The organism is Desulfatiglans anilini DSM 4660, from assembly GCF_000422285.1.
Classification (GTDB): Bacteria; Desulfobacterota; DSM-4660; order Desulfatiglandales; family Desulfatiglandaceae; genus Desulfatiglans; species Desulfatiglans anilini.
Genome location: NZ_AULM01000016.1, coordinates 55,229 through 81,394 on the forward strand (window position 1 = coordinate 55,229; position 26,166 = coordinate 81,394).

Below are 26,166 nucleotides of genomic sequence, written 5' to 3' on the forward strand. Positions count from 1 at the left end.
CGCCGGGCTCCGGCAGGTCTTTCCTCTCGGCGGCCTGCGCCGGCCTCTTCCAGACCCGGGCTTCAGCCCAGGTTGGTATTTACAAAATCCCAGTTGATGAGTTTCTGGATGAAGGCGTCCACATAATCACCGCGCCGGTTCTGATAGTCGAGATAATAGGCGTGCTCCCACACGTCCACGGTCAGAAGGGGCTTCAGTCCATGGGCAATGGGGGTGTCCGCATTGGATGTTTTCATGACCGCCAGCTTTCCCTCCCCCAGGACCAGCCAGGCCCAGCCGCTGCCGAACTGGGTCAGGGCGGCATCCTTGAACTGCTTGGCAAAGGCATCGTAACCGCCGAAATCCGACTGTATCTTTTGGGCGGCGGCGCCCGAGGGCGAACCGCCGCCGCCCGGCTTCATGGAGTGCCAGTAGAAGGTGTGGTTCCAGACCTGGGCCGCGTTGTTGAAGATGCCGGCCCGGTCAGGGCTCCCGGCGGTTTTCTCGATGATGTTTTCGAGGGTCTTTCCGGCCAGATCCGTCCCTTCCAGAAGTTTGTTGAGGTTTGCCACATACGTTTGGTGGTGCTTCCCATGATGGAAGTCCAGCGTGGTGGCACTGATCGCCGGGGAAAGCGCGTCTTTGGAAAAAGGGAGATCGGGCAGTGTGATGGTCATGGTGTCGCCTCCTATTTGTATGGTTAGTCCCGATAAAAGCTCCTTACTGAAATGGGCTGTGACATCAATAACGGAGCACAGCTGCAAGAGGGGCCTGGTCCGGGACCTCTTCGGGTGAAACTGCGTACACTCTGCCCCCCGTGAGGAGCGTCTGGATAGCCGTAAAATCCAGGATGTCCTCATCGCCGGGCTCATGGCTCTTGTGCACGTCGACGGTCTGTGCCTCCGGATCGAGCCTGCCCCAGACCTGCACCCCGACGGGGACGAAGACCAGTTCGATCCGTCCGTGAAGCGCCGCCTGGACCGCCTCGGTGACCTCGGCCGTCGTCTGCCCGGTGCCTGCCAGTTGCCGGTACCGGGCGGCGCCATCCTCACGTTCCTGTTTGAATACCGGTTCGACAATGGCCCAGGCCTTTTGGTGAAGCTCGTCGGGTTTCATTCGTTCGGGGTTTCCCGGGATGCCTTCATCCATCAGCCAGGGGTAGGTGTTGACTTCTTTATAGAGCGGAAAAAGGTTGTCGACCGCCGCAAGCACCAGAGGGGAGGACCCCTCCGGCAGCAAATCCCGCAGGGATTTATCGACCCTTCGGAACCATTGCCGGATGCGGTTCTTGGTTTCATTGCCGAGTTCGTGTCCGTGAAAGACGGCGGCGCGTTTACCCCCGGAAGTCGAGCGCGTCCCGGTGTGGAATTGCAGCTGCTTTTCCGGGATGCCCTCCGGAAAGGCCTCGGAAAGATTCAGCGGCACATCTTCCAGCTCGATTTCATCGACCGTGTCGCGCGTTCCTGCCAGCAGCCGGAGCTGGTTCTGGCTGACCGCCAGAATATGGAACGTACCGTCGCTGGTCAGCTGGCGCAGCAGAGGCTTGGCGTGAAAGCGGTCCGAGACGACGATCAATTCGGGAAAATCGATCGGGACCCTGAAAAACTCGAGCGTATCCTCCGAGAAAAACACGGCCAGCCCGTCACTCTGCTTCCTCCAGAATGATTGATCCTGAAGGAGACGCTGAGGGGCGTTGAAGAGATCCTGGATCTGCGCTGAGCGCATGTCTTTGGCCTGCAGCCGCTCCTGCGCCTGGCGCAGCAGGTTTTTGAAGCGGATCGGGTCTTGCTCCGTTTCCTTTCCAGCCCGGTGCGTGGGCATATAAAGGGAAACACACCAGCCGAAATGCCGGTCGATGAACGCTCGCCGAAGTCGATCAAGGTTGATTCTATCCATAAAGACCTCCCCGTTTCATTCGTTCTTTCATTTGGCAGGCTAACCTGCAATCAATCTTGCCTCTATCTCCTTTCCGAGCACGCCTCCCCCGGGATGGCCGATCATGTTCCGGCCCGGCAAAAGGTTGCGCACAATACCCGTAAACGCCTTCCAAAATTATCGCCGCTGCTGCTGATCCGCCGGGTGCCGTTCCTGAGCGGAAAGCCGGAACTTCAGATCCCGCTCCACAAAACAAGGGTCATGGGTCGCGGCCTTCGCAGCATGTGAAGACAAAAACTCATTTCCGGAGTGGAAACCAGGTTCTACCAGGAAATCATTTCCGGATGGAAACAGTTTACAGGTATTCCTGGTCGACGTGAAACGATTTCCGACCGCAACGGGCGTCACCTATCGGATTCCGCCTGCCGCGCCCCTGGGATGATCTACCGGAAGTGGAAAAGGAACATCGCTGGGTGAATTGACAAGTAGGCGATAAAATGTCAAGTATTTTAGCCTTATCTCGCCAGGCCATGAAATCTCGGAGGTATTGATTGATGAACGGGCGAGAAAAAGCTAATATTTTTGGCACTATGTCAAATATGCGTCAAAAAGATTCATCTATGAAACTGAATGAATTCCTGTCCCGGCACGCGGTATTTACGGTAGACGAATTGGACCGCTTTCTGTCCGTAAGAGGATCCGGTAATCCGAACACCCGCAAATCGCTCCTGACATACTACCGCAACCGCGGGAGGATCATACCTGTCCGCCGCGGCCTTTATGCGACCGTCCCTTTGGGCGGCGATCCTGCGACTAGCCCGGTCGATCCCCATTTGCTGGCGGCGGGCCGACCCGCCAAGCCCGCTCAAACACCGCAAATCTTCTCTAGGCCAAGCCGCACCGCGGTCTCCCGCGTGGGTCCGCCCGTCTCGAGGTCCCAGCCCATCGTTTCGTAGAAACACCGCTCGAGCCTGTCCATGTCGAGGCGTCTGCCCTTGAGGGGGCCGCGCTGCAGGGGCGGGTGGCCGAGGGCACGCGGGTTGAGGCGCTGATCTTCGGGCTTGATGCCTTCGCGGGCGTTGAATGCCTTTCGAAGCGAAAGGATCCTTTCCCCGGTGTCGAAGTAGGCGTCGGCCGGAAGATCCCACCCGGTGGCGGCGTTCAGGTAGTCCACGACAGGGAGGGGGCTCGTGAGGGCCCCGAACAGGCACAGGCCGGCGCCGTTGATCAGCTGCATGTAGATGGAACCGGCGCGGTAGCGCTCGACACGGCGGGCGGTGCGCGTGCGCGCGGTCCGGATCCGGCGGCGTGCATGGGGGAAGCGTCGGTCCACACCGAAGAGGTCGGCGTAGAGATAGGAAGAGATGGTGTGCCTCCCGGGGGTGGGTTCGCACTGGTACGCGATGGCGTAGCCCGGGTCGAGCCGGGAGTCGTGCATGGGGAGTTCCTGCCCGCCCGCGTGAACCGCCAGCGACTCGGTTCCTTTCCCCAGCCTCAGGGCGGCCTGTTTCACCCCGTCGGCGAGGATGTCGCCGAACCCCTCCCGTTCGATGATCTGGCGGAGCAGGGTGGAAATCTCGCGCGTTCTTCCCCAGCCGAGCCGCAGCCCGCCCGTGGTGTTCTCATCGATGAGCCCTGCTTCGAAGCACTCGACGGCGAAGGCGATGGCCGCTCCGGCGCTGATGGTGTCGATCCCCGCCCGGTTGCAGGCCTCGTTCATGTCGATGATGGCCGCAAGGTCGTCCTGCAGGAGCAGGCCCCCGAAGGCAGCCAGGGTCTCATACTCGGGTTTGTGCCCCGTTTCACCGGCGTAGCGGCCCGCCTCGATCCGGATGGTTCCGCCGCAGCCCAGAGGGCAGGCGTCGCAGGCATAGCGGCGCACCTGGTGGCGGAGGACGCTCTCGTCCGAAAGCTTCGCGCTTCGGGAAAAACCGTAGTCCAGATGCCCCACACCGCTCCAGTTCCGTATGGGCATGTCCCCGATCATGGTCGAATAGAGGGTGAAGCCCGATGTGCCGTAGCGGCGGAGGAGTTCTCTCAGGAGGGCGGGGTTTGCGGGGGCGGGCAGCCCGGTCAGGGCGAGGAACCGGCTGAAAGGGTTGGTCAGGCGCAGGAGCAGGCGATCCTGCAGCCCGGATTTTCTGAAGCGCTTGAGAAACCGCTGGTTGATACGCTTGATCTCCGCGGGTCGTGCGACGCTCACCCGCTTCCGGCCGTCGAAGGACAGGGCCTTCAGGCGCTTCCACCCCATCAGCGCCCCGAGTCCCGAGCGCGCCGCCAGACGCCCCCCGTCCGTGGCGATCCCCGCCATGAGCGAAAGGCGCTCTCCTGCCGGGCCGATACAGGCCACCCGCGCCCTGGGTGCCTCGAGCCTCTCGCGGATGAAGTGCTCCGTGGCGACGCTGTCTTTCCCCCACAGTTCGGAGGCGTCGCGGATCTCCACCCCTTTGTCGGTGAGGTGCACCCACGCCGGCGGGTCGGCGCGCCCCGTGAAAAAAACTGCGTCGTAGCCGCACCGTTTGAGGGCTCGCGACAGGGAGCCGCCGACGTTGGCATCGCCCCACCCGCCGGTGAGCGGCGATTTGCCCACCACCATGAGGCGCCCCCCGAAGAGGGCGCCCGTCCCGCCCAGGAGCCCGGAGCAAAAACCCAGGTAGCTGCCGTTGGAGAAGGGGGCGACGCCTGGCCTCTGCCGCTCCATGATGAAGGCGGCCCCGAGGCCGTAGCCCGAGAGGTACCTGCGGTAATCCTCGTCCGCAGGTTCGTAGACCTCCGTGCTGCGCCGGCTGAGGTCCACCACGAGGACCCTGCCCGTGTATCCTCCGGCCGGGCGGCGCCGGGTCCCTGTCGCCCGTCCATCCGGGGGCCCCGGGGCGACGGAGGGTTTTTCCTTCTCGGGCACCTGGTCCATGAAATACTCGGCCAGGGCGGTGATGGTGAGGCTCGGGTTGACGCCCAGGTTGGCCGGCACCACCGAGCCGTCCGCCACCCACAGGCCCGGATAGCCGTGCACGCGGCCCGCGTGGTCCACCACCCCTTTTTCCGCGCCGGCTCCCATGACGCAGCCGCCCAGGATGTGGGCGGTGGTGGAGACATCCAGGAGAACCTCGGTCCAGACGCTGACGGGTTCGCCGCCGATCTTCTCCGCCATGCGGCGCGCCACCTCGTTGGCGATGGGGATGTACGAGGGGACTTTCCGGGCGCCCGGGGCCAGGGAAGAGTTCAGGCTCTTCAGGCCGAGCCGCCACCAGCGGGGTTTGAAATCCAGACGGATCTGATTCTCGTCGGTCTGCATCACCAGCAGGATGGAGGTGCGGGCGGCCCACCCGAACGGCCAGAGGGATCGCAGGAAGGCCCCGGGGCGCCTGAGGGCGATGCCGAGAAACCTGAGGGCGCGGGGCATCCGCCCGCCGCCGTCGGTGAGGAGGGTGGTGAGGAGCGCCATTGCATCGGAGCCCCGGTTGTAGCGGACCACCTCGATGTGGGTGGCGGGGTCGGGGTAGATGCCCGAGGTGATGGCGATCTGGTCGGAGTAGTCGGCGCCGGGGTCGTTGGCCTTGACCCCCAGCAGGGCTTCGGAGTTGGTGCGGACGCCCTCCCCGAGCCGCGGGGAGAGGCCGGGGAGAAAGCCGGCATCTCTGCATTTCTGGAGGAGTTTCACGGTGCCGAGAACGCCGCCGCTCAGGACGACGCCCCGGGCCGTGAAGGTGCGGCGGGGGTGGCGCAGGCCCGTGGGCTGCCGGGTGAACACGGTGTAGCCGCCGCCGGCACGTGGGCGGATCGCCGTGGCCTCGGTCTCCGGGAAGATCCTCGCGCCCGCCCGTTCGGCGAGATGAAGGTAGTTCTTGTCGAGGGTGTTCTTGCCTCCCACCGGGCACCCGATCATGCACGCGCCGCAGTGGGTGCAGCCGGTGCGCGGCGGCCCTTCGCCGCCGAAATAGGGGTCCGGCACGGTTTTCCCGGGCGGCCCGAAAAAGACCCCCACGTCGTTGACGTGAAAGGTGTCCTCGCCGCGGAGTTCCCGGCCCACTTCGGCGAGCAGCCTGTCTGCCTGCCCCACCTGAGGGCATCTCACGGCCCCGAGCATGGCGCGCGCTTTGGCGTAATACGGGGCCAGTTTCGCTCTCCAGTCTCCGGGCCCCCACTCGGGCTTTCGGAAGACCTCGTCGGGAGGGACGAGGAGGTTGTTGGCATAGACCAGGCTGCCGCCCCCGACACCGGTTCCGCTGAGGATGAAGACGTTTCTGAGCAGGGTGAGCACCTGGATGCCGTAAAGGCCGAGGCGCGGGAGCCACAGGTACTTGCGGAGATTCCAGTTGGTTTGCGGAAAGTCTTCGGTCCGGTAGCGCCTGCCCTTTTCGAGGACGGCCACCCGGTAGCCCTTCTGCGCGAGCCGGAGGGCCGAAACCGAGCCCCCGAATCCCGAACCGATCACCACGTAGTCGTATTCAGAGACAGGATCCTGCCGCATGATACGGATTCCTTTTGAGAAAGACCCGGTGAGCCGGGTGCGGGTGGACCGGTAACCCGCCCTGCAGGTCGGACCGGCTGCAATTGGAAAGCCGCTCTACATAGATTTCGTCGATTGAATGATGAATTCCAGCTCCTTCCCGGTTGCCGGATGAACCAACAAACAACAGTGGCCATTCATGGGTCCGGCCATAGCCTCCATCATCCGATTCGATCGCTTTTTCGTCGTTTTTTTCGACCACCGCAGCTTTGCACGATCTAAAAACGGGGGGGCGGCCTTATTTCGTTTTCCTGAAACGATGTTTTCGAATCCGGGCATAAACCCGCTTTTCCGATTTTGTTTCTCCTTGGATCATTATGAAACGGGCGGGTGCGTGGTGTAAGATGCACGCCGGTAAAAAATCCTGAAACGGAGGACAGCTTCAAAAATTAGCTTATATCGGGGTAGATTACCACATGAATCCTCTTTTGATCGCCCTGGTGGTCTAGGGCGAGGGGCCAATCCAGCCTTGATTCCTCGTAAGGCTTGCAACCGGCGATAATTATTACCGGATATGGCGGTAACCGGAAATTCTAACGGCCGGGAGGTCGATTTCATCGCCCCGATGCGCGGCAGACCGCGGATGCTGGTCCACGTGTGCGAGTCTCTGGCGGAGCCGCAGACGCTCCGGGGATCATCGTCCGCCCTCGGCCCGGCCGCAGACGATCCAGATCAGGCTTTTCTGTGCATGGCTCCTGCATCACAAGGCTTTTGCATCAAGGCGACGTCTTTTACCGGGATTTCACAGCGCCACCGGTGCTGACGAGCGATGTAACGCAGCGTGGCCTCACTGAAAAAAACCACATGGGTCTGTTCCCGGCGGTAATGCCAAGCCGCGAAACGCTCATCGTCCGTCTGGAAGCAGGTCATCAGGGCCAACCACCCGCCGGGTCGCAACATCCGGTCCAGCCGGGCGAATTCCTCGGCCGGCCGATGAAAGTGCTCGATGACCTCTGCACAGACGATGAAATCATAGAGATCTTCGAGCGCTTCTGAATCGGGGAAAAAAAGCGGGTCGAACAATCGCACATGGTGCCCCGCCTCACTCAATATGCATGCAAGCGCCGGTCCCGGACCGCATCCATAGTCCAACCCTTTCGCCTGTAGAGGCAACCGTTGCAGCAGCGGATCTGCAAGCTTCGACAGGAATCGGCGGTAGCCGTCATCATCCGGATCATTTCGGTGCAGGCGGTACTGCGCGGACTCCTCTTCGCTCGACAACCTTTGGGCCGGATTCAGAAACGTTGCACCGCAAGTGCCGCAGCGCTCGTATCGGGCACCGTCCACCCGGGCAAAAAAATGGGCCGAGAACGTGCCGCACACGATGCATTGCCGGTCATCCCGGGCGGCATCGCGAGAGGTGTCGTTTTTCACGAACTGATTTTTCCGGTTGTATGCGGAAATGGAGCCCCTCCTTTGGCAAAAGGCGCTTCCCCCTTGCCTGTTCATTTCTCTGTTCCTATCAGCGCACCCTTGGCGATGTCGAATTCAGACCGGTCCTCGGCCGGAAGATCCTCGAGGAGGCCCACGAGTTGTTCTCCGCCCGGGGATCAAAGGATTCACACGGCGTTCTGACGGGATCCGCCGACCTGCTCGAGGCCATGCTGACTGCTCTCCGCGAAAAAGGTCTTACCCTCCAGCGCTTTCGTTCTTCTCAATCGAAAGGGGGCAGCACTGAAGGCGAGAGGATTTTTACGATCAAATACGAAAAAGATGCCCTGCTTCTAATCATAAAAGCTGAGTGATTTTTAATGTGTTTACTATATGAAAAAACTTGCCTTTCGGGGTGGATTTTTTTAGACTAGTCTCAGACTGGTTTGTTTGTGGAGGGAGCTTATGGAGACAATCGGGGCCTACGAGGCAAAAACACATCTCCCCCAACTTCTGGAGCGTGTCGCCAAGGGTGAGAGAATAACGATCACGAAGCACGGCGTGCCTGTCGCGACCCTGCAACCCGCGGATTCCTCGAAAAGGACGCCCGTGCGGGACGTCATCGATCAATTGAAACAGTTTCGAAGCGCCCACCGCCTTGACGGACTTTCGGTTCGCGACATGATCGCGGAGGGAAGGCGCTAATGTCCGCGCGTTTCGTGGTCGACAACTCCGTCGTCATGTCGTGGTGCTTCGAGGATGAGGGAAACGGCTACGCGGAGGCCGTCCTCGAAAGCCTCGAATCCGCGGAGGCCTTGGTGCCTGCCATCTGGCCCCTTGAAGTGGGCAATGTGCTGCTTGCGGCTGAAAGGAAAAAACGACTCAGTCACGCTGCGGTCGTGCGCTTTCTCGCCCTTTTGGGCGGCTTGCCCATTACGGTTGAACAGGAAACCCCGGAGCGGATGCTCAAAGAGATCGTCTCACTCGCTCGGGAACACGGGCTTTCCACCTATGACGCATCCTATCTGGACCTCGCCATGCGCTTCGATCTTCCCCTCGCCACAAAGGATCCAGCCCTCGCAAAGGCTGCCGAAAAATGCAAAGTCCCGGCCTTCGAGCCGGCCCGCGCCCGCTGACATCACAGAACCGAGCGGATAGACTTTGGGTGGGTCTCGATGACTCGCCCGCTCCAGTTGTCCAAGCTGGGATGAAATCGGAGGACCAGGCCGAACGGACAAAACCCCGTTGGGTGATCCCCAAGGGGGCGTGCGTTAAATAAAAACCGCTGAAATCAGCCGATGTATTTTCGGTTCCCTGTATGCAATATTCTTATAAGCGTTCACTTTCTTCCAGAGCTGACCGAAGCCCTTGAATATCAGTGGGTTATCAAAGATCAGGCCGATTCCGATGAAACAGGATAGGCTGCTTGACGATTATCTTCTTTTGGGCAGGCTGCTTGCCGCACCTCCTCACTCGTTTTCACGATCCTCCCAGGCTGTTTTTGCCTTCACGTCATCGATGACAAAGCGCACGCCCAGGTTGTCGGACGGGTTCAGCCAGAGCATCTTTTGCAATAGGCGCTCCGCCTCTTCAAAACGCCCAAGACGCCAGAGGCACAATCCATAGCCGTGCATGCAGCGTAGAAACGGACGGTTGCCGGTAGGCGGCGATATAGCGTGCACCTGCCGAGGCTTGCGGCAACACGACATCGGGGGCCGCAACCACATATTCGGACCCGTCCTCGCGACGGCATCTTGCTGTCAAACCGCGCCGTTCATTGCCATCGTAGTCCACCGCCATCAGCGAAACCGGTTCACCGATGACGAACCCGTCGGCCGGCAGTGGGACCTCATCCTCGAAGGCTTGCCGGAAAGCCCAGAGCTGCTCATCATCACCGTAGGCGTCGACCGTGATTTCCTCGATCAACTCATCCAGGGCGGGGAGTTCCCGATCGTTTTTAGGGCTTCGCGTGCTCATTTTTTATCGATCCTCCCAGATTCCGGCCTCTACCAGGCGTTGAATCAACGCCTTGCGCCGCAGGTGCTTTGCCATGAATTTCTTCAATTCCTGTTGAAATCGCTTCTTGGTCGAATAAAGCGTGTAGGCTTCGGAAATGTCGACAAGCGCACGGCAGGCCTCGTCATACCCGAGCCCGGATCCGCGCTCGACGGGTTCCCGAACCGATGCCCATGCCTTGGGAAAATCGTTGGACAATCTCCTCAGATACGCATCCCGCTCCTTTCGGCGCTTGAGTTCCCGCTGCCTGCGGTCGTGTTCTTGTCTTTCGAGCCTTATTTGGCGGGCCATTTCGGCATTCTGCCGCAGCTCTCCCACAGTACGCCGAGATGCGCCGGTCTCGGCTGCCTGAAGGCCTCGCCGCCAGGACGCGAACCGGTTCTTGAGCGACCGTTCGGCCTGCTGCCCTTCGCCCTCCAGCAGCTGCTTCAGGATCGAATTCACCTTTTCCCGCGGAGGTGTCTGAGCGCTTGCCCCGGATGCGGGGCTTTCGGGTATCCTGTCGGCTCGTGTTTCCAGCGGATTCCTTTTGGTGTTTTTGCCCTTGTGGGCGCGTTTGCGCCGTGTGGCGGGGAAAGCCCGCCCCTGGGATTATCTACTGGAGGCGGGGAAGGAACGTCGGTGGGCGGGACAAGAGCTGATATGAAGAATTTGAGCGGGGTACCTGTAATGATTTTTCTTGCCGAAAGCCGATTTATAACTCTTTATTCCGACAAGTAACTTTTTTTCCTGTTTGTTCGAATGGATGCCGCTCCTTTCGAAAAATGAATTGGCTACTGGAATTGAAATAGGCCATTATTAAGCTATCATTAGATGGAGGTAATCGACATTGTTGTCTTTAGACCAAAAAAAGTTGGCTGACATTTCGATCCCAGTGGGTACGGGTTGGCTTCTCGGCGCATGTATGGAAGCCCGCGGCAAGCAAGACCTATGGATTAGGCAGAAACCGGAAGTTCTCGATGTTCTGAGGGAACAGGCGATTATCCAGAGTGTGGAATCATCGAATCGGATAGAAGGCGTGACCATAGCGGCCGACCGTCTCCGTCCGGTGGTTTTGGGAAAGTCCAAGCCCAGGGACCGCTCTGAAGAAGAACTCGCGGGATACCGACAGGCTTTGGACTGGATTTATTCGCGAAAGCGCCAAGTGTCCATCATACCGAAGGCCATCCAGCGGCTTCACGCGTTCGCTCAAAGTGGTTTTTCGGGCGATGCAGGCGAATGGAAAAAACGGGATAACGAAATCATCGAGATTCTGCCTAACGGCGAGAGGAAAATCAGGTTTGTTCCCACTTCCGCCGAAGACACACCGAAAATTATGGATACCCTTTGCCGAAATTATAGAGAAGCTTGTGACGGTGAACAACTTCCATCGCTTTTAGTCGTCGCCAATTTCGTGTTCGACCTTCTGTGCATCCATCCATTCCGGGACGGAAATGGACGTGTTTCACGACTGGTGACAACACTCTTGCTTCAGTCACATGGTTTCCAGGTTGCACGGTACGTCAGCTTGGAACGTCTGGTCGAGCAGAGCAAGGAAGATTATTATGGCGTCCTGGCCGAATGCTCACAAGGATGGCATGAAGGCAAGAACGAACTTCTGCCTTGGTGGAACCATTTTCTGAGCATGTTGCGCCTTGCTTACAAGGAGTTCGAACGACAGGTGGAGTCGACGGAGGCCCGTCCCGCCAAAAGCGACCTGGTAAAACAGACCGTTCTCGCTCAAGTGGAGCAGTTCACACTGGGAGACCTGGCAGCCCAACTTCCATCGGCCAGCACGCAACTGATCAAGAAAATCCTCGCTGAGCTGAAAAAACAAGGCAAGGTTCGGCTTGTCGGCAGGGGGCGGGGCGCTCGCTGGGAGATCATTCTTTAGAAGGCAAGATCGGCAAATGGCTACTGACCTGGATAAATAGCTATTTTTAGGCTACCAAGGATCATCGGATCGCGACTGTAGCAGAGCAACCTTGGCGCCGGGGAATTCAGCATGGTCGGTAGGTCCAATCTTTCCGGCTCCGGATAAACGATGTCACCAAAGCCGATGTCAATCTGCATATCTGTCATCTCTGTCATGCGTCAGCAGTAGTTTTGGTAGGAATCCTCCCATTCTTCCTTCTTTCTCAGTGTGATGCCTTTAAAATGGCGTAAGGTCATGATCCTGCTCGTCAAAATAGGGGCCGTGGTTTCCTTCACGCTCTCCGGCTGCAGTAGACCATTCTCCCGCCAATTCAGGCAACCCTCGATCATCCAGCGCAGGATGGCCGGGTATCCAAAAAAAGCGGCTAGAAAGAATCGCCAGTCGGGCGGCGAAGAGGCTGGAAGGGGCCGGACACGTTTGGACAAAGAAAAAGCCCTGAGCTGCTCTTGCTCAAGGGTTCCTCGGTCCTTTTCCAACCCGAACAAGCCGCCGAATCCGGGTTGCATGGCCTTTACGATTTTCATGGCCGCATCATAGGTCAACAGATAGGGTGCCGGACGCGTGACCTCCTCGATGATCAGCGTCCCGTGATCAAACCGATCCAGGGTGGTCAAAGCATATGCATAATCGGTGATGATCTGCAAAAGCCCCTTTGAATTTGCTTGCGCGAATCTCGTCGTGGAAAAGTTATTGCATGTCATAACAAGTGAGATATGGGAGCAACCAAAGATTGCTGATTCCGAGTACCATTCGTGCACTCGGATGCAAACGGGTTGTTAAAGTCCAACCCTTTCGCCCGCAGAGGCAGCCGTTGCAGCAACGGATCTGCAAGCTTCGACAGGAATCGGCGGTAGCCGTCATCAGCCGGATCATTTCGGTGCAGGCGGTACTGCGCGGACTCCGCTTCGCTCGACAACCTTTGTGCCGGATTCAGAAACGTTGCACCGCAAGTGCCGCAGCGCTCGTATCGAGCCCCGTCCACCCAGGCAAAAAAATGGGCCGAGAACATGCCGCACACGATGCATTGCCGGTCATCCTGGGCGGCCGCGCAAGAGGTGTCGTTTTGCACGAACTGATTTGTCCGGTTGTATGCGGAAATGGCGCCCCTCCTTTGGCAAAAGGCGATCCCCCCTTGCCTGTTCATTTCTCAGTCCCTATCAGTGCACCCTTGGCTCCGCCGTTGAGCGCCCCGTATCTGACCGTCCGCATCGCCCCGCCCACCAAGCGCGCAGGCCGAGCCGCCATGACGCGAAAATTCCGCCTTCCACACTGCCGAACTGCCCCTTCCGGCTCCTGCCACCAGATCCGGCTCCTCCCCGCCGGCCTCGTCAAGACCTCGCCAATCCCACGCCTCGATTGCCACACCGCCGCCTCGACATGTTTTTGAGGTTGACTCGAGGGGCAGGATATCATATCGGTTCAGAATATAAACGAATAGAATCGCGGTGCACCTCAGAATTCGATCTCACTCGGTACGGAATCGGGCGCTACAGCAGCGAAGCGGCAAAAGCATGCACGCTTCCCGAAGACATCTGTTTAAGAGGGCCTTTCCCGAAAAATGGGGTTCTTTAAAAGGGAAAACATCCCCTGAGTTTTGCATCGCCTTAGGCTTGCCCCATTCACCCATGAAAAACGAGAGGCCTTTGATCCCCTGTTGGAGCGCTCGTTTCGCTTGCAGCAGCCTGACGGTATAGGATGATCACGTTTGCGCAGCAAGCCGAGCGGTTGTGAAAGCAGAAAAGGGGGATGCGCTGAAACACCTATGAGCGGCTCATTCTACGAGGAAAACCACGAAGCTTATTACCAGCAGACGGTCGGAATCGACCCGGCGCCCTTTCTCGAGCCGCTTATCCGATACCTTCCGCCGGCGAGTTTGCTCCTCGACGTAGGCTGCGGCAGCGGCCGCGATCTGCGCTGGTTCAAAGAAAGAGGCTATCGTGTGGTCGGCATGGAGCGCTCGCGCAGTCTTGCACGCATGGCCGCCGACCATGCCGGATGCGAGATCCATGAGGCCGATTTCCGCTCTTTCGACTTCCGGTCTCTCCCCTGCGACGCGATCCTGCTGGTGGGAGCGTTGGTCCACGTCCCACATGAGTCCCTTTCGCGGGTTTTCCTTCACATTACGCAGGGGCTCCGACCACGTGGAAAGGTCCTCCTGACCCTCAAGGAAGGCCGCGGGTCCTCGTCCATTCCTGACGGGCGCGTCTTCTATCTATGGGAGGATCAGCCGCTACGCGCGCTGATCGCCTCCAGCGGCTTCACCATCCTGGATGTTCAACGTCAGATTTCAGCGGTACGCCCTAAGGATGTCTGGCTCGGGTATGTGCTCGAAAAACCCCATCATGAAGCTGATGCACCCGCAGATCCCCTGGGAGAGCCCGGTTGATGGACCAGCAAGAAGAAAAGCCGGTCATTTACCGCAAGCTCGTGCGCGACCGCATCCCGGAAATCATCCGGGAGGCCGGTAAGGCGCCTTTTGTGCGGACGCTTGGCGATGACGAATTCAGACTGGCCCTCGGCCGGAAGATCCTCGAGGAGGCCCACGAGCTGTTCTCCGCGTGGAGAGCAAAGGATTCGCACGGCGTTCTGACGGAATCCGCCGACCTGCTCGAGACTGTGTTGGCCGCCCTCCGTGAAGAAGGTTTCACCTTCCATGATCTGGAGCAGGCTCGCCGTACAAGGGCCGCCGAACGAGGCTGCTTCCACGAAAAACTGTTTCTTGAAGCTGTCAACGGATACATCGCCCAAACTGCATCCGGTCGCGACACGCCTGCCTTTCTGTTCAATCCCGGCGACGCCCTGGACCTGATCGAACTCATCCGTTCCGAACTTTTGCGGAGCACCGATGCCTGGATCGCTTCGGCCTTTTCCTCCCCTTCCGCCGTCAATCTGCTCTTGACGGGTTTTGAGCGCTTCGTTGCGTCCGGCGGCAGGCTTCGGCTTCTCCTGTCGACCATGGGCAACGTCACCCGGCCCGAATACCTGAGCCACATCGAACGCCTTCTACCAGGCGGTGAAGTACGGGTTTTTCATCCCCCGCAGATGCCGTTCGACAGGGTGCCCCCGGATTTCCACGTCAAGGCATACCTTTTTAAACGCCGCGACGGCGTGGGCTCCGTGATCATCGGCTCCTCGAACCTCACCGGGGCAGGGCTCACCACCAATATCGAGTGGAACTACTTCACTTCGAGCGAGATCAATCTCGCCTTCGAGGAAGCCGCCCCCTTCGAAGCCGCCGTCCGGATCTTCGATCAATACTGGACGAAGCAGTCCGTTCCCGTCAGCGAAGACTTCCTCGAAGGTTACCGGCGGCGATTCCACACTGTCCCTGAAAGCGCAGCCCCTAAAGCTTACCACCCCGAGCATTTCCGAGACAAGCAAGTGGCTGAAGGCTCGTCACCCCGCCAGGAGCCTGTCCACCCCAACACCCCCCAGATCGAAGCGCTTGAAAAACTGGCTGAGATGCGTGCACAGGGCGTCGAACGGGCGGCGGTCATCGCCGCCACGGGAATCGGAAAGACCTACCTCGCCGCCTTCGACTTTCGGACATCCGGCTGCCGTAGGATGCTTTTCATCGCCCACCGCCAGACAATTCTTCTGAAGGCCATGGAGAGCTTCCGAACCGTCATGAACTTACCCTATTTCGGCGCCCTCTGCACCGCCGAGGACCGGCCCGCATCAGATCACCCGGCCGTCTTCGCGATGATCCAGACCCTCAGCCGCCATTCCACACTGGAAAAGCTGCCGCCTGATTCTTTCGATTACATCGTGATGGACGAGTTCCACCACAGCCAGGCGGCTACGTACCGGCGCGTCATCGAACACTTCCGCCCGCAGTTCTTCCTAGGCCTCACGGCCACTCCGGAGCGTATGGACGGCCGGGATGTTCTCGCCCATTGCGGCTACAATATCGCCTATGAGCTGAGGGTTCTGGAGGCGATCGAACGCGGCTGGCTCACCCCGTTTCAGTATTTTGCCGTCTATGATGAAACGGACTACAGTGGGATCACTTGGCGCGGTACCCAATACGACGAACACGAGCTTGACCAGGCTCTGAGCACGGACACCCGCACCGCTGTCATCGCACGCAATCTTTCTAATTTTCTGCCTTCAATGGGCAAGATCAAAGCCCTTGCCTTTTGCTCCTCCATCGCCCACGCCAGGTATACGGCAAGACACCTGAGCCTGAGCCATGGGATTCCTGCCAGGGCCCTTCTAGGGGAGGATTCCGAAGAAACCCGCCAGGCAACGATTCGATGCCTTCGAGATGAGAAGGACCCACTCAAGGTGATCTGCTCGGTCGATATTTTCAACGAAGGCGTCGACATCCCTGAGCTTACCCATGTGCTTTTCCTCCGACCGACCCAGTCCTTTGCGGTTTTTCTCCAGCAACTGGGCCGCGGACTGCGACGATCGCCCGGAAAGGATTTTCTGGTGGCCATCGATTTCGTGGGAAACTACCGTAAAGTGCATGTGGCGCCGCTCGCGCTTTGCGGGTACACGTCGATCGAGACCTTTATCAAAGACTTTGCAGGGAAAGTCCGGCCGGACCCCCGAAAAATGCTGCCGGCATCCTGCTTCCTGGATCCGGAATTGAAGGTCCAGAGGATCTGGGACGATGAATTGAAGACGATCCTCGGCAGGCATACGCCAGTGGCTGAACGTCTCAAGAACTTTTATCTCGAGATCAGGGAGAACCTTGGAGGCAGGTCACCACAGCTCATGGATCTTTTCGCTGCAGGGTATGATATCGATCCGCGCGCTTTCATCTCCCATTTCGGCAACTGGTTGCGGGCGAAGCTTTACTGCGAAGACGGCCGGCTGGATCCCTGCGAAAACGACATCCTCGACACCCCTGGAGAGGCGTTTCTACAGCATCTCGAAAAGGACCTTCGCCCTGTCCGCTCCTATAAAATGGTGGTGCTCCTTTCTCTGCTCGAAATGCCGGGCACCCAATGGGCGATCGAGGACATCGCCGTCAGGTTTCTCAACCATTTCTTGGCCCATCCGGATCATCTGCCCGACTACGAAGATCTTGCCAGGGCCGAGGAGCCCGGCAAATTCCCTCTTGACCTTATAATAAGAAAGCTCAGAAAAATGCCGCTCCATTTCCTGAGCAACAGCCCGAAGGATTTTTTCATTCTGGACCTCAACCAGAACCGCTTCCTTCTTCAACAAGCCGTCCATCCCTTCTGGATGGACGATCATTTCAGGATGCTTGTGCGCGACCGGGCCACATTCGCCCTGGCTGAATATTTCAGGCGGAAGGCCCTTCGGCAGACTGTGTATGCCGGCCCGGATGTTACGGAAAGCACCTTCAAGCTTCGCCCTGAGCTCGCAGAACTGCTTCTTGGGGCTCGCCGGCTCCCCCCGGGAGGAGAGAAACTCGTGCGAGTGAAAATGAACGGCGAGAAATGGCAGGCAACACTCAGGCGATCCAGCGACGGCAGATCCTTTTATATTCAATCGCCTCCCGACTCGCCCTATTGCTCTTATTTTTCTCAATCAAAAGATGGCAGCACTGACGGACAGAGGCTTTTTAGGATCAAATACGAAAAAGATACTCTGGTTTTGATATTACAAGACGAATGATTTTCTTATGTTCACTGTAATGATATTCCGACCGGGATACTTTTGCTCATGATGCCGTTTTGAGTGCGGAGGCCGCGGTCTTCGGCCGGAGGGAGGTAGGTTTTGACGATTCGGCCTAGGACTTCCAGTTCGTCGCGGGTGAGGTATCCACTCGGAAATGGTCTGGTGTCCTCTGTCTGCAGTTGAAGAGCATTTAGGATGAGCATTAGTTATTACTGCTTAAGAAATTTTCGCCTGTCTAAAATATGCAATTTGTGCTGGCTCCGACTGGTAAACCTATGCCTGTAGTATCGGTTTCCGCCTTGCAATGTAACGGGCTACGCACTGAGGGGTTGAATTCCCCCCCCTGAGCGAAGCCGGACGTTTAAGGAAAAAGAATAAACTTGGGACGGGAAGGATGAACTGTAATTGAATCTGAATTGTCACCAAGCCATCTTTGAAAGCGTTCCCAAATTTTGCTATCCTCTTCAGCTTCTATTAAGACCATCCCCAAGTTGTGAATCAGATGATTTTTGGCTCGCTGTCCGTCAAACTGCCAGTTATTACGTTCGATGCTTGAATACCGCTTGATCGACATGCCGTTGAGATCCGAAATTTTCAACCGAGATGACATTAAATTGGCATCAGGATTAATGAATGTAAATGCACAGTACTTACTTGGTGCAAACCATTTTAATCTATTATCAAATACGAAATATTTAGCTATTCTTTTTCCCCACAATAGCTTGTTGCTGTTATTCTGGATCTCAGTGTTCCATGATCTGATATTCAGAATCACCTCCAGCAAATTTGCTGCGAAGTGAATTCTGGACCTCTCAAAAGAAATTAACGGTTTTGATATATCAAAAACTCTTAAGATTTCAGAAGAGATATCAATATGTCTTCCACGTAATTCATGAAGCGGCATTTGATTGAGATGCTTAACTTCTTGAGGTGAATATCGAGGCAATAAGGTCGTTTGAAAAGCATTCATGCCCACATGACGCATTAGAGAAATGGCGGTTGCTCCCAGATTTCTACGCCCTGTTGCCACATGGGGACTGACCATGGAAACAAATACATCCGTATCGGATTGTGGACTGAACAAATGTGTAGCGGCAAATTTCGCGTGATTTGCCACGGGGTCCGCTCTGCTTACTTCAAATTCAATCCAATACCGGCGTGACCCGTCGGCATTTGCCAACAAGACATCCGTTTTAGGCGTAAACCCCAAGAGCTTGCAAAGTTCAGGCGGCGTGACCGCAACCTCCGAAGTGCAGGACCACCCAGGAGGCTTGTGGCGAGAGAATTCGAGCTGCAGATAACGCGCCAGATTTCCCATTCTACCTATATTTGATTCGTTGGGCGGCTCCACTCCGAAATGATGAAGATTGGCGCCATGCTCCGAAAATAGATGGATTTATTATGAAATTTCCACGGGTCCATATATCCCAACATCCCAGAGTCCTTGATTCATTTTCGCGAGCAGGCCTGACGGTTTTGTTTTGTCGTATACGAGCGCCAGGCGCCGCCAATCTTGGCCATTTTTCTGCAGGCCAGAATTGTCCATGTTTTGACCGGCGTTAATAAAACTGAAATAGACTTTATTATTTGTGAAAAATGGGCCCTGAGGAATGCTCTTTTCATTAGCACCAGACAAGGGTTTGCGCAAGAATTTTGTTTCAGGATTGAACGAATGGAAGCAGGCGGGATCTCCCGCAGACGTGACGGGGTCTGAACGCTTCCCCCGGAAGCGGGTCTTTCGGGGTATCGTGTCGGATCGAGTTGCCCCATTACGCCGATCACCAAGTGGCCTCATTAAGGCGATCACGCAGTGGCTCGATTACGGCGATCACTAGCACGTGATCCGTTTGCGAGCCGCCTCTGCCTTTATCTCCTTCCTCTTCGACCTTGGCGTTGGCGGCCAGCCAGTGAAGATTGAGGATTGGGTCATCGGGGGCATCAGGGTTATCGAATCCGGTTTTCCCTCCATGCTCTATGCGCGCGCATGCGCGTGGGCGATTAATGATTCTGGATGCCCCAGATGAGACCCTCAACGGCGGTATTTCCTTACAAAGGTTTTGTGCGCACAATGTATTGACACGTAATGCGCGGTGCTCTATGGTATCAGCATAGGAGGAACAAGCCATGGCGCAGACTGCTCAATTGAGCCGCAGCACAAACATCAATATCCGGGTGGCCCCTGCGCAGCGTAACCTGATTGATCAGGCCGCTTCGCTCAGCAACAAGACGAGAACGGAGTTTATCCTTGACGCGGTTACCAAGGCTGCGAAGGACGCCATTCTCGACCAGGTGCTGTTTCGGGTTTCGGCCGAACAATTCCTGGAATTCCAGAGGCTGCTGGACAGTCCCCCGAGTTCGAACGAGCGTTTGAAGGCCCTCATCTCGCGTAAGCCTCGGTGGGAGAAATGATCAACGCGCCGGAGCCTCTTGCAGGGAATCACGACGTTCTGTCGTTTCGCTCCGGCGAACCGAGCATGGACGATTGGCTCAAGCGGAGGGCGTTGGCAAACCAGTCCAGCGGTGCATCCAGGACTTATGTCATCACCGAAAACGACCGCGTGATCGGGTATTATGCCTTGGCTGCCGGGGCTGTCGCCGCCCTCGAGGCCCCCTCTAAGGTGCGGCGCAACATGCCTGATCCCATTCCCGTCATGGTGTTGGGCCGCCTCGCGGTTGACGAGGAGTGGCAAGGGCAAGGTTTCGGCCTTGACCTGCTTCGAGAAGCTGTACTCCGGACGCTGCAAGCGGCGGAGATCGCGGGCATTCGGGCCTTGCTTGTACATGCCTTGCATGAGAGGGCTGCCCGATTCTATGAGCATGCAGGATTTCGCCTCTCTCCACTGTTGCCTCTGACGTACTTCTTGGCTCTCGGTGACGCCCAAAAAATCATAGCCTGCAGTCGATAAGGGACATTGCTCAAAGAGGTTCCCCAATCCCCTGGACGCATTTTCCGGTTTATCCCATGCGCGCAGGAGCGATGAATGGTTTTATCTGTCCAGTTTGTCCATCATGCTTGAAATAGATGGCCAGCCAGTGAAGATTGAGGATTGGGTCTTTGGGGGCATCCAAGACGCTCGGGCAGGAAACCTCGTTTACTGAGCATTGGACCGAACTTGCGGACATCACCCCCCGCTTCCCCATTGCACTCCGCGTAAGAGCGCCATGAGGCAAAAAGAACTGAGGTCTGTTCCCAAGCTCTGGGCGTGGTCTTGTAGCATTCTTCCCTCTGGGCGTCGAGGCTGTTGAAGTCCTGTTTGAGGCCCTCTTCGGTCGATTTACGCGTGCAAACGGCGCAACGGATGCTCTCCCGATTTGCGACGGCACCGTTCTTCATGGGATCGTCTCCTGGTGTTTCTGGGTCGTCACTGGGGGTTTGAGGCCGAAGAAGATGAACCCGTTCCACTGGGAGCCGGTGCTGCCCTGGCAATGGCCGAGAGGGACTTATAGCGCCGGCCTTCGAACTCGAAGCCGTCTTCGAGTACTTTGACCACGATGTCCTCCTTCACCTCCTTGACCTTGTCCTCGACGTTGAGGACCTGCCCCTCGGTGCCGTGGGTCTCCACCGTGACGTAGAAGGGGACGACCAAGCCGTTCTTGAGGTCCATGTTGTTGACCATGTCGCGGACCTGTTCGTGCATCTTCTGATCGGGCATGACCATCTTCTGGCCGAACGCGCCGCCGACCTTGAGGAGCCTGAACGGCGTGGCCCAGCGCTTGGCGATGGCCTTTTCGGCCCGGCGGTAATCGCGGAGGAGTTCGATGGACTGGAACGCGGGAAGGACGAGAGAGTTGCCCCGTGGCGAGAAGGCCGGCGCGTCCCACTCGAGGTGAAGCACCTGCTCCACGGGCAGGTCCAGTCCCTCGTCCGCGGCGGCGGCAAGCGGGACGAGCACCAGACCGTCCGCTGAAAGCGGCGACGGCTCAGCTACCGCATCAGCTGCCGGGTTCTTGGATTTCGGATTGGATCGTGTTTCCACCGGGGTCCTCTCGGTTTGATGCTCGCCTTCCATGGCTCCCCCCCTTCGGGCGGCCTTTGGCCGTCCAAATCCGCTGTCCTGCGGATTTGTCTTGCCCTTGTGGGCGCGACATTCGCGCCGTGTGGCGGGAAGCGCCCGCCCCTGGGGTTATCTATCGGAGGCGGGGAGGGAACGTCGACGGGGCGTTCGGCACTTGACGCGCACGTATGAAACCCATAATTTCATATGGGTTTCGCGTGAGATTGTCAATAAACCCGACTTTACACTTGACATTTTGACTCAAAACCCATAACATTGCTATGGGTAACGTGAAACCAAGTCAAGGATGCCAAAGATGAAACATGATGAGTTCTTCCGAAAGCACCCGGTTTTCACCGGAGACGATCTGGCCAACCATCTGTCGTCCCACGGTGAAGTCGGCGGGCGGGCGCAGGAGTCGCTCCTGGCGTACCACCAGAAGGCCGGACGCGTCGTTCGGGTACGCCGCGGGTTGTATGCCGTCATCCCGTCGGGAGCCGATACGGATTCGTATCCGGTCGATCCGTTCCTCGTCGCCGCGAAGCTGACGCCGGATTCGGTGTTGTCGCACCATACGGCATTGGAGTTTCACGGAAAGGCTTACTCGGTTTATACACACATCACGTACTCGGCATCCCGCCCGCTTGGACCTCTGACGTTCCGCTCCCATGTTTTCCGGGGGACGAGGTTTCCACACACTCTCCTCCGCGCGGGAAAAATCCACGTCGGCGTTTCGACCCCGGAGCGCGCCGGTATGGAGCTACGGGTCACGAGCCTGGAGCGGACCTTGGTGGACGTCCTGGATCGTCCGGACCTTTCGGGAAGCTGGGAGGAAATCTGGCGGTCGCTGGAGTCCGTCGAATTCTTCGACCTCGACAAGGTCGTGGAGTACGCTCTTCTGCTCGGAAACGCGACCACCGGGGCGAAGGTGGGGTTCTTTCTCGAACAGCACCGCGAACCGTTGATGGTGGAGGACCGTCACCTCAAGGCGCTTCACGATCTGCGGCCCCGGCAACCGCATTATCTGGACCGCGCCAAGCGGACATCCGGTCGCCTCGTGTCGGAATGGAACTTGGTGGTTCCAAGGGAAGTGCTCGAACGGGCGTGGGGAGAGGTACTATGAAAATCTCCCCAGAGAAGCTGGCCGCCGAAGCGCAGGCAACGGGCTTCAGACCGGATGTGCTCGAAAAGGTCGCTCACCTGCTTGGGCTGCTCGATGCCATGCGAAGCCACCCTTTCCTCAAAGGGAAGTTGGTCCTCAAGGGCGGAACGGCCTTGAATCTTTTCGTCTTCAATGTTCCCCGGCTCTCCGTCGACATCGATCTGAACTACGTGGAAGCCGAAGATCGTGACGGCATGCTCGCCGAACGTCCCAAGGTCGAGCAGGCTGTTCAAGCAGTCCTCGCTCGGGAGGGTTTCACAGTCAGGCGGATGCCTGAAGAACACGCTGGAGGCAAGTGGTCATTGCGGTATGAAAACGCATCCGGCCGGAGCGGTAACCTCGAAGTTGACATCAACTTCATGTTCCGTGTCCCGCTTTGGCCTGTGACAACCCGCGACTCTCATCCCATCGGGACTTGGAGGGCCACGAGCATTCCCGTGCTGGATCACCATGAACTGGCGGCCGGGAAGCTCGCGGCGTTATTGGCGCGCAGACAGGCGCGGGACCTGTTCGACAGCCATCGGATTCTCCGAATGGACAACCTCGATTCCCACCTCCTTCGCATCGGGTTCGTGGTCTACGGCGCGATGAACAGGAAGGATTGGAGGACGGTCTCCTCGGGCGATGTGGACTTCGACGCCATGGATTTGGCCAGGCAGTTGATCCCTACGCTGCGCGTCAATGCGGCCGAGGTCCAAGCGGAATCAGCCGAATACGGGATGCGTCTTGTAAGGGAATGCCGTGAACGTCTATCCGCAGTGCTGCCCTTTACGGATCCCGAGCGTAAGTTCTTGGACCTGCTGCTGGAACAAGGGGTGATCGACCCCACGCTTTTGACCGCCGATGAATCTCTTCAGCGACGCATACAATCCCAGCCGCTGCTCGAATGGAAGGCGCTCAACGTGAGGCGTCATAAGGGATTGTCTTGACAGACCCCGAATGCATCAAGCCGTTTCTCCGTAAGCGCCTCAGATCCTTAGACTTGTGCCACATGCACCGCGTCCGTGTCCGATTCGGGGGCAAGTCGGCGAGTGGCTTGGTGGTCCCTACGGCAAGGATGTCGTTCTCCGGAACCTCCAGGATCGGGATGCCGGAGGATGTCTCGAAGAGCCGGCCGCGGACCACGGTGTCCTCAACGGTCAAGACGCTCCCTCTGTGTCAATGTGGGTGAGGTTCCAGAAACCGCGTGTGCCTGTTCCTACAATTTTCAGCGCTTTGCTGGCCAACAAGACCCCGGCGCAAGAAAATGCGGAAATAATTTCACATAATACCAGAAAGATCCTTTTCGATGTACCCAGCCGACGGCAACCCACTGGAACCTGCAGCCGGAAGAATTGCTGATACGACATGTTCTTTGCACATTTTTGATAGGTGGTCAGGGGATGGCTTATCAGCTATTTTCTGTCAAGTCGGGAGTTTTTCCTGATGAACTCGGTGACGAGTGCCTTGTCCCATTTCCCCTCGGCTACGGCTAGTACGGCTTTTTCCAAGTCATCCTCATTGATTCCTACCTGAATTCCATTCAGAAGCATGAAGACGAGAGCTGCTACAGCTCCGGTGCGCTTGTTGCCGTCTATGAAGGGATGATTTTTGACGATGTGGAACAGGTACGCGGAAGCCATCGCGAACAGGTCCTGGTGGATGTAGCGCCCACCGAATCCGGCCGCCGGCGTTGCGATGGCGCTCTGCAAAAGCCCACGGTCGCGTATGCCGGGCTCTCCGCCGTAACGATCGATCTGATCCTGATGAATCTGAAGGACCTCTGCAAATGATAGAAAGATCGGATGCACGCCCTATTCCGCCAGCCGTTTGAGTGCCCGCCCGTAGCGGGTGTTCACCGATTCGAGCGCTTCCTTGAAGGTTACATCCTGATCTGTGTCCCTGAGCGGTGTGATCACCAGTGACTGGCCGTCTGTGGAAATTTCCAAAGGGGTTTCCTTATTGATCTTCAGAAGCTCCAGCACGGCCCGGTCAATCACCAGCGCGAGGCTATTCCCGTGTTTGGTCAGTCTTTTGATCATGGTGCGCCTCCAGGTTATTCATTGTGCATCCAATGTATTACCAAAGTGCGGGTTTGTCAAGGACCGCTCGCCTTTGGCCTGCTTGGGTCTAGCCGAATTCACTCACTTTCAATCCCGGCCTTGCGGAGTCGGCAGGAAACGGGGTTGGCAATCCGGCGCCGGCAAAGGCTGGAGGCAAGGAGCGCCTCGCATCACGGGGCGGCATGCGGCCTACGGTCAGTCAGATAGCGGCGCAAGCATGGGGTTATGTCCAGGTACAGTAAAAACCGGCCAAAAACAGAGATGGCCGGGCGGGCGGGGAAGAAGCTGGAAGGGGCCGGAAACGTTTGGACAAAGAAAAAGCCCTGATCTGTTCTTGCTCAAGGCTTCCTTTTAAATAAAACCGGTGCTTCATCGACCGTATTTTTGTCTGGCTCCCCGTGTGCAACCCTCTTCATAACCGTTCTTTTTCTCCCGGAGTTAACCGAAAACCTTCAATATCAATGGGTTATCAAAGATCAGGCCGTTCCCGATATGGTGGAAACGGTGTCAGCTTGGGTTTCCTCGCCAACAGTTCCCGTTCAACTCGTGTCTTCCGGTATCGATGGAAATTCCTTTAAAAGCTCCTGGATGCGCGGTTGATGTTTGGCAACGTGCCGCTTTATCGTGGGCGTCCGCAGGAGCTGTTCGATGGTATCACGGCTGCAGCCATCGTATTTGGCCATGATCCAGACGAACTCGACCGTGTAATCGACGCTCATTTTGAGCAGAGACCGGCGGGCGTCGTTGATTTGATACCGCTCCGTGGGCCTCCACTTGGCGCCGTGTTTGGCCAGAATGTGTATCATTTTAAGCGTTTCACGCGAACGGGAAGTATCGATGTCCTTGGTTTTGCGTTCGCGAGTGAACCAATCGTAGTCGAAGGACCAATCCAAACACCGTATGCAGGTCTGGATGAGGGATGACCCCCGATCCTTCTGTTCGGCAGGATTGAATCCCTGATCAAGGAGTTCAACCAGAAAATCCGCCTTGTCCGCCCGGCAGGCATTTTCCAGCATGTCACTCGCAATGGGGTGATCAGGGGATATCCTGATATTTTTCAGTTTGAAAATGTCAAAATGCTTGTACAGCGCGGCGTACTCCAAGGCGCACAGGTCTTCCTCCGGGTCTTCGCCAGGTGAATCCGGCCCCTTGGCAAACGGATCGGCACCGGCCCACAACAACAGTGACACCCATTTGAGATTTCCCTCCTTGCAGTGATGGCGCAATGCCATGTTTACCTGGTCCTGAAAGCTGGGGAAGCGGTCTTTGTGTCGCTTGAACACCCTCAAAACGGTTCGGATTTTCCAGCACAGCGCCTCTGCAAGCGGATAGCCGGTTTCAACATCGGCACCCTGATCGATGAAATATTCCATGATCGCCGGGTCCCAGGAGTCGAAGACCCACGTCATGTCCACCGACCGGACGTCGGCTCCGTGTTCCACCAAAAGCTTGATCAAATCCAGGCGACGGTTGCCCAGCGCCAGCTCGAGCGCATTGAAAGACCCATCTTGAAAAATTGCTCCGCTTTCGAGGAGCACCTGCACAAGGCTGTGAAATCCTTTGTCGATGGAGACTTGCAGTGGGCACTTTTTTCTGGCTCCTTTTGCCGGCGGGGTGTCGTCTTTCACAATAATCTGACGTTTTTTTTCTGATTATCCTGGACGATTGGTGGTGATTTTCGGGGTAATTTGGACAGACTTGTTTTG

At 57.5% G+C, this 26,166-nt stretch carries 25 protein-coding genes; 11 read left to right on the top strand and 14 right to left on the bottom strand.

Translation table 11 applies throughout. The annotated features are described in order from the left end of the window. Positions 1-62 precede the first annotated feature (62 nt). Together H567_RS0112355 and H567_RS0112360 are read right to left on the bottom strand one after the other, a co-directional pair. Positions 63-656 (bottom strand): superoxide dismutase, encoded by a 594-nt coding sequence (locus H567_RS0112355; RefSeq protein WP_028321639.1) that lies wholly within the window; start codon positions 654-656, stop codon positions 63-65. Positions 657-720: 64 nt separating this feature from the next. Further along, positions 721-1,875, bottom strand: a complete 1,155-nt coding sequence (locus H567_RS0112360; protein ID WP_028321640.1) for a baeRF3 domain-containing protein — start codon at positions 1,873-1,875, stop codon at positions 721-723. A 599-nt stretch (positions 1,876-2,474) separates the two neighbouring features. Here H567_RS0112360 and H567_RS30100 point away from each other — a divergent pair. After that, on the top strand, positions 2,475-2,810 hold the full coding sequence (locus H567_RS30100) for a type IV toxin-antitoxin system AbiEi family antitoxin domain-containing protein (protein ID WP_161626619.1): 336 nt from the start codon (positions 2,475-2,477) through the stop codon (positions 2,808-2,810). Here H567_RS30100 and H567_RS27885 read toward each other — a convergent pair. Then, positions 2,720-6,325: an aldehyde ferredoxin oxidoreductase C-terminal domain-containing protein gene (locus H567_RS27885; RefSeq protein WP_084517243.1), complete on the bottom strand. Its 3,606-nt coding sequence runs from the start codon at positions 6,323-6,325 to the stop codon at positions 2,720-2,722. The two genes, H567_RS30100 and H567_RS27885, sit on opposite strands and share 91 nt — an antisense overlap. A 711-nt stretch (positions 6,326-7,036) precedes the next feature. Continuing rightward, a complete protein-coding gene (locus H567_RS24685) occupies positions 7,037-7,738 on the bottom strand; it encodes a class I SAM-dependent methyltransferase (protein WP_244155470.1) in 702 nt (233 codons plus the stop codon). Positions 7,739-7,896: 158 nt separating this feature from the next. Between H567_RS24685 and H567_RS27890 the strand changes: the two genes are divergently transcribed. From H567_RS27890 to H567_RS0112405, 3 genes are all read left to right on the top strand, one after another. Next, positions 7,897-8,109, top strand: a complete 213-nt coding sequence (locus H567_RS27890) for a hypothetical protein (RefSeq protein ID WP_028321643.1) — start codon at positions 7,897-7,899, stop codon at positions 8,107-8,109. Between the two features lie 91 nt (positions 8,110-8,200). Next, positions 8,201-8,440: a type II toxin-antitoxin system Phd/YefM family antitoxin gene (locus H567_RS0112400; protein ID WP_028321644.1), complete on the top strand. Its 240-nt coding sequence runs from the start codon at positions 8,201-8,203 to the stop codon at positions 8,438-8,440. After that, complete coding sequence (locus tag H567_RS0112405; protein ID WP_028321645.1) at positions 8,440-8,871, top strand: type II toxin-antitoxin system VapC family toxin; 432 nt, start codon at positions 8,440-8,442, stop codon at positions 8,869-8,871. The genes H567_RS0112400 and H567_RS0112405 overlap by 1 nt, the downstream gene beginning before the upstream one ends. 454 nt (positions 8,872-9,325) lie before the next feature. Here H567_RS0112405 and H567_RS24695 read toward each other — a convergent pair whose 3' ends face one another. Beyond that, positions 9,326-9,712 carry a hypothetical protein gene (locus H567_RS24695; RefSeq protein ID WP_035254277.1) on the bottom strand — a complete coding sequence of 129 codons (387 nt, stop codon included), beginning with the start codon at positions 9,710-9,712 and terminating at the stop codon, positions 9,326-9,328. A 3-nt stretch (positions 9,713-9,715) separates the two neighbouring features. Continuing rightward, entirely contained in the window at positions 9,716-10,195 is a 480-nt protein-coding gene (locus tag H567_RS24700) for a hypothetical protein (protein WP_208598374.1), read from the bottom strand. A 385-nt stretch (positions 10,196-10,580) separates the two neighbouring features. On the opposite strand from H567_RS24700, the gene H567_RS0112425 reads away from it, so the two are divergent. Continuing rightward, positions 10,581-11,624, top strand: a complete 1,044-nt coding sequence (locus tag H567_RS0112425; RefSeq protein ID WP_028321646.1) for a Fic family protein — start codon at positions 10,581-10,583, stop codon at positions 11,622-11,624. A 200-nt stretch (positions 11,625-11,824) separates the two neighbouring features. Here H567_RS0112425 and H567_RS29175 read toward each other — a convergent pair whose 3' ends face one another. Together H567_RS29175 and H567_RS29325 are read right to left on the bottom strand one after the other, a co-directional pair. Beyond that, positions 11,825-12,310 (bottom strand): hypothetical protein, encoded by a 486-nt coding sequence (locus H567_RS29175; protein WP_028321647.1) that lies wholly within the window; start codon positions 12,308-12,310, stop codon positions 11,825-11,827. A 53-nt stretch (positions 12,311-12,363) separates the two neighbouring features. After that, entirely contained in the window at positions 12,364-12,810 is a 447-nt protein-coding gene (locus H567_RS29325; protein WP_028321648.1) for a hypothetical protein, read from the bottom strand. A gap of 618 nt (positions 12,811-13,428) precedes the next feature. Between H567_RS29325 and H567_RS24715 the strand changes: the two genes are divergently transcribed. Together H567_RS24715 and H567_RS24720 are read left to right on the top strand one after the other, a co-directional pair. Then, a complete protein-coding gene (locus tag H567_RS24715) occupies positions 13,429-14,052 on the top strand; it encodes a class I SAM-dependent methyltransferase (protein ID WP_035254280.1) in 624 nt (207 codons plus the stop codon). After that, positions 14,052-17,258 (top strand): DEAD/DEAH box helicase family protein, encoded by a 3,207-nt coding sequence (locus H567_RS24720; RefSeq protein ID WP_084517247.1) that lies wholly within the window; start codon positions 14,052-14,054, stop codon positions 17,256-17,258. Before H567_RS24715 ends, H567_RS24720 begins: the two co-directional genes overlap by 1 nt. A gap of 364 nt (positions 17,259-17,622) precedes the next feature. On the opposite strand, the gene H567_RS28560 is transcribed toward H567_RS24720, so the two are convergent. After that, on the bottom strand, positions 17,623-18,579 hold the full coding sequence (locus H567_RS28560) for a hypothetical protein (RefSeq protein WP_153306168.1): 957 nt from the start codon (positions 18,577-18,579) through the stop codon (positions 17,623-17,625). 806 nt (positions 18,580-19,385) lie between these two features. Here H567_RS28560 and H567_RS0112465 point away from each other — a divergent pair. Together H567_RS0112465 and H567_RS0112470 are read left to right on the top strand one after the other, a co-directional pair. After that, positions 19,386-19,670, top strand: a complete 285-nt coding sequence (locus H567_RS0112465) for a type II toxin-antitoxin system TacA family antitoxin (protein WP_051184790.1) — start codon at positions 19,386-19,388, stop codon at positions 19,668-19,670. Continuing rightward, positions 19,667-20,167 (top strand): GNAT family N-acetyltransferase, encoded by a 501-nt coding sequence (locus H567_RS0112470; RefSeq protein WP_028321651.1) that lies wholly within the window; start codon positions 19,667-19,669, stop codon positions 20,165-20,167. Before H567_RS0112465 ends, H567_RS0112470 begins: the two co-directional genes overlap by 4 nt. Positions 20,168-20,268: 101 nt before the next feature. On the opposite strand, the gene H567_RS29180 is transcribed toward H567_RS0112470, so the two are convergent. Together H567_RS29180 and H567_RS29330 are read right to left on the bottom strand one after the other, a co-directional pair. Beyond that, on the bottom strand, positions 20,269-20,595 hold the full coding sequence (locus tag H567_RS29180) for a hypothetical protein (RefSeq protein ID WP_028321652.1): 327 nt from the start codon (positions 20,593-20,595) through the stop codon (positions 20,269-20,271). 28 nt (positions 20,596-20,623) lie between these two features. Beyond that, positions 20,624-21,271, bottom strand: coding sequence for a DUF2924 domain-containing protein (locus H567_RS29330; RefSeq protein ID WP_028321653.1), 648 nt, complete (start codon positions 21,269-21,271; stop codon positions 20,624-20,626). Between the two features lie 301 nt (positions 21,272-21,572). Here H567_RS29330 and H567_RS0112485 point away from each other — a divergent pair, with 301 nt between their 5' ends. Both H567_RS0112485 and H567_RS0112490 read left to right on the top strand, forming a co-directional pair. Further along, the gene (locus H567_RS0112485) at positions 21,573-22,379 is read left to right on the top strand and encodes a type IV toxin-antitoxin system AbiEi family antitoxin domain-containing protein (protein ID WP_028321654.1); all 807 of its coding nucleotides are present in this window, start codon (positions 21,573-21,575) and stop codon (positions 22,377-22,379) included. Then, positions 22,376-23,347 (top strand): nucleotidyl transferase AbiEii/AbiGii toxin family protein, encoded by a 972-nt coding sequence (locus H567_RS0112490; RefSeq protein WP_035254284.1) that lies wholly within the window; start codon positions 22,376-22,378, stop codon positions 23,345-23,347. The genes H567_RS0112485 and H567_RS0112490 overlap by 4 nt, the downstream gene beginning before the upstream one ends. Positions 23,348-23,812: 465 nt before the next feature. Here H567_RS0112490 and H567_RS0112495 read toward each other — a convergent pair whose 3' ends face one another. The 3 genes from H567_RS0112495 to H567_RS0112505 all read right to left on the bottom strand — a co-directional run bounded on the left by H567_RS0112495 (position 23,813) and on the right by H567_RS0112505 (position 26,088). Then, the gene (locus H567_RS0112495) at positions 23,813-24,208 is read right to left on the bottom strand and encodes a type II toxin-antitoxin system death-on-curing family toxin (protein WP_028321656.1); all 396 of its coding nucleotides are present in this window, start codon (positions 24,206-24,208) and stop codon (positions 23,813-23,815) included. A gap of 3 nt (positions 24,209-24,211) precedes the next feature. Continuing rightward, positions 24,212-24,439, bottom strand: a complete 228-nt coding sequence (locus H567_RS0112500; RefSeq protein ID WP_028321657.1) for an AbrB/MazE/SpoVT family DNA-binding domain-containing protein — start codon at positions 24,437-24,439, stop codon at positions 24,212-24,214. Positions 24,440-24,999: 560 nt separating this feature from the next. Next, positions 25,000-26,088 (bottom strand): ankyrin repeat domain-containing protein, encoded by a 1,089-nt coding sequence (locus H567_RS0112505; RefSeq protein ID WP_028321658.1) that lies wholly within the window; start codon positions 26,086-26,088, stop codon positions 25,000-25,002. Positions 26,089-26,166 lie beyond the last annotated feature (78 nt).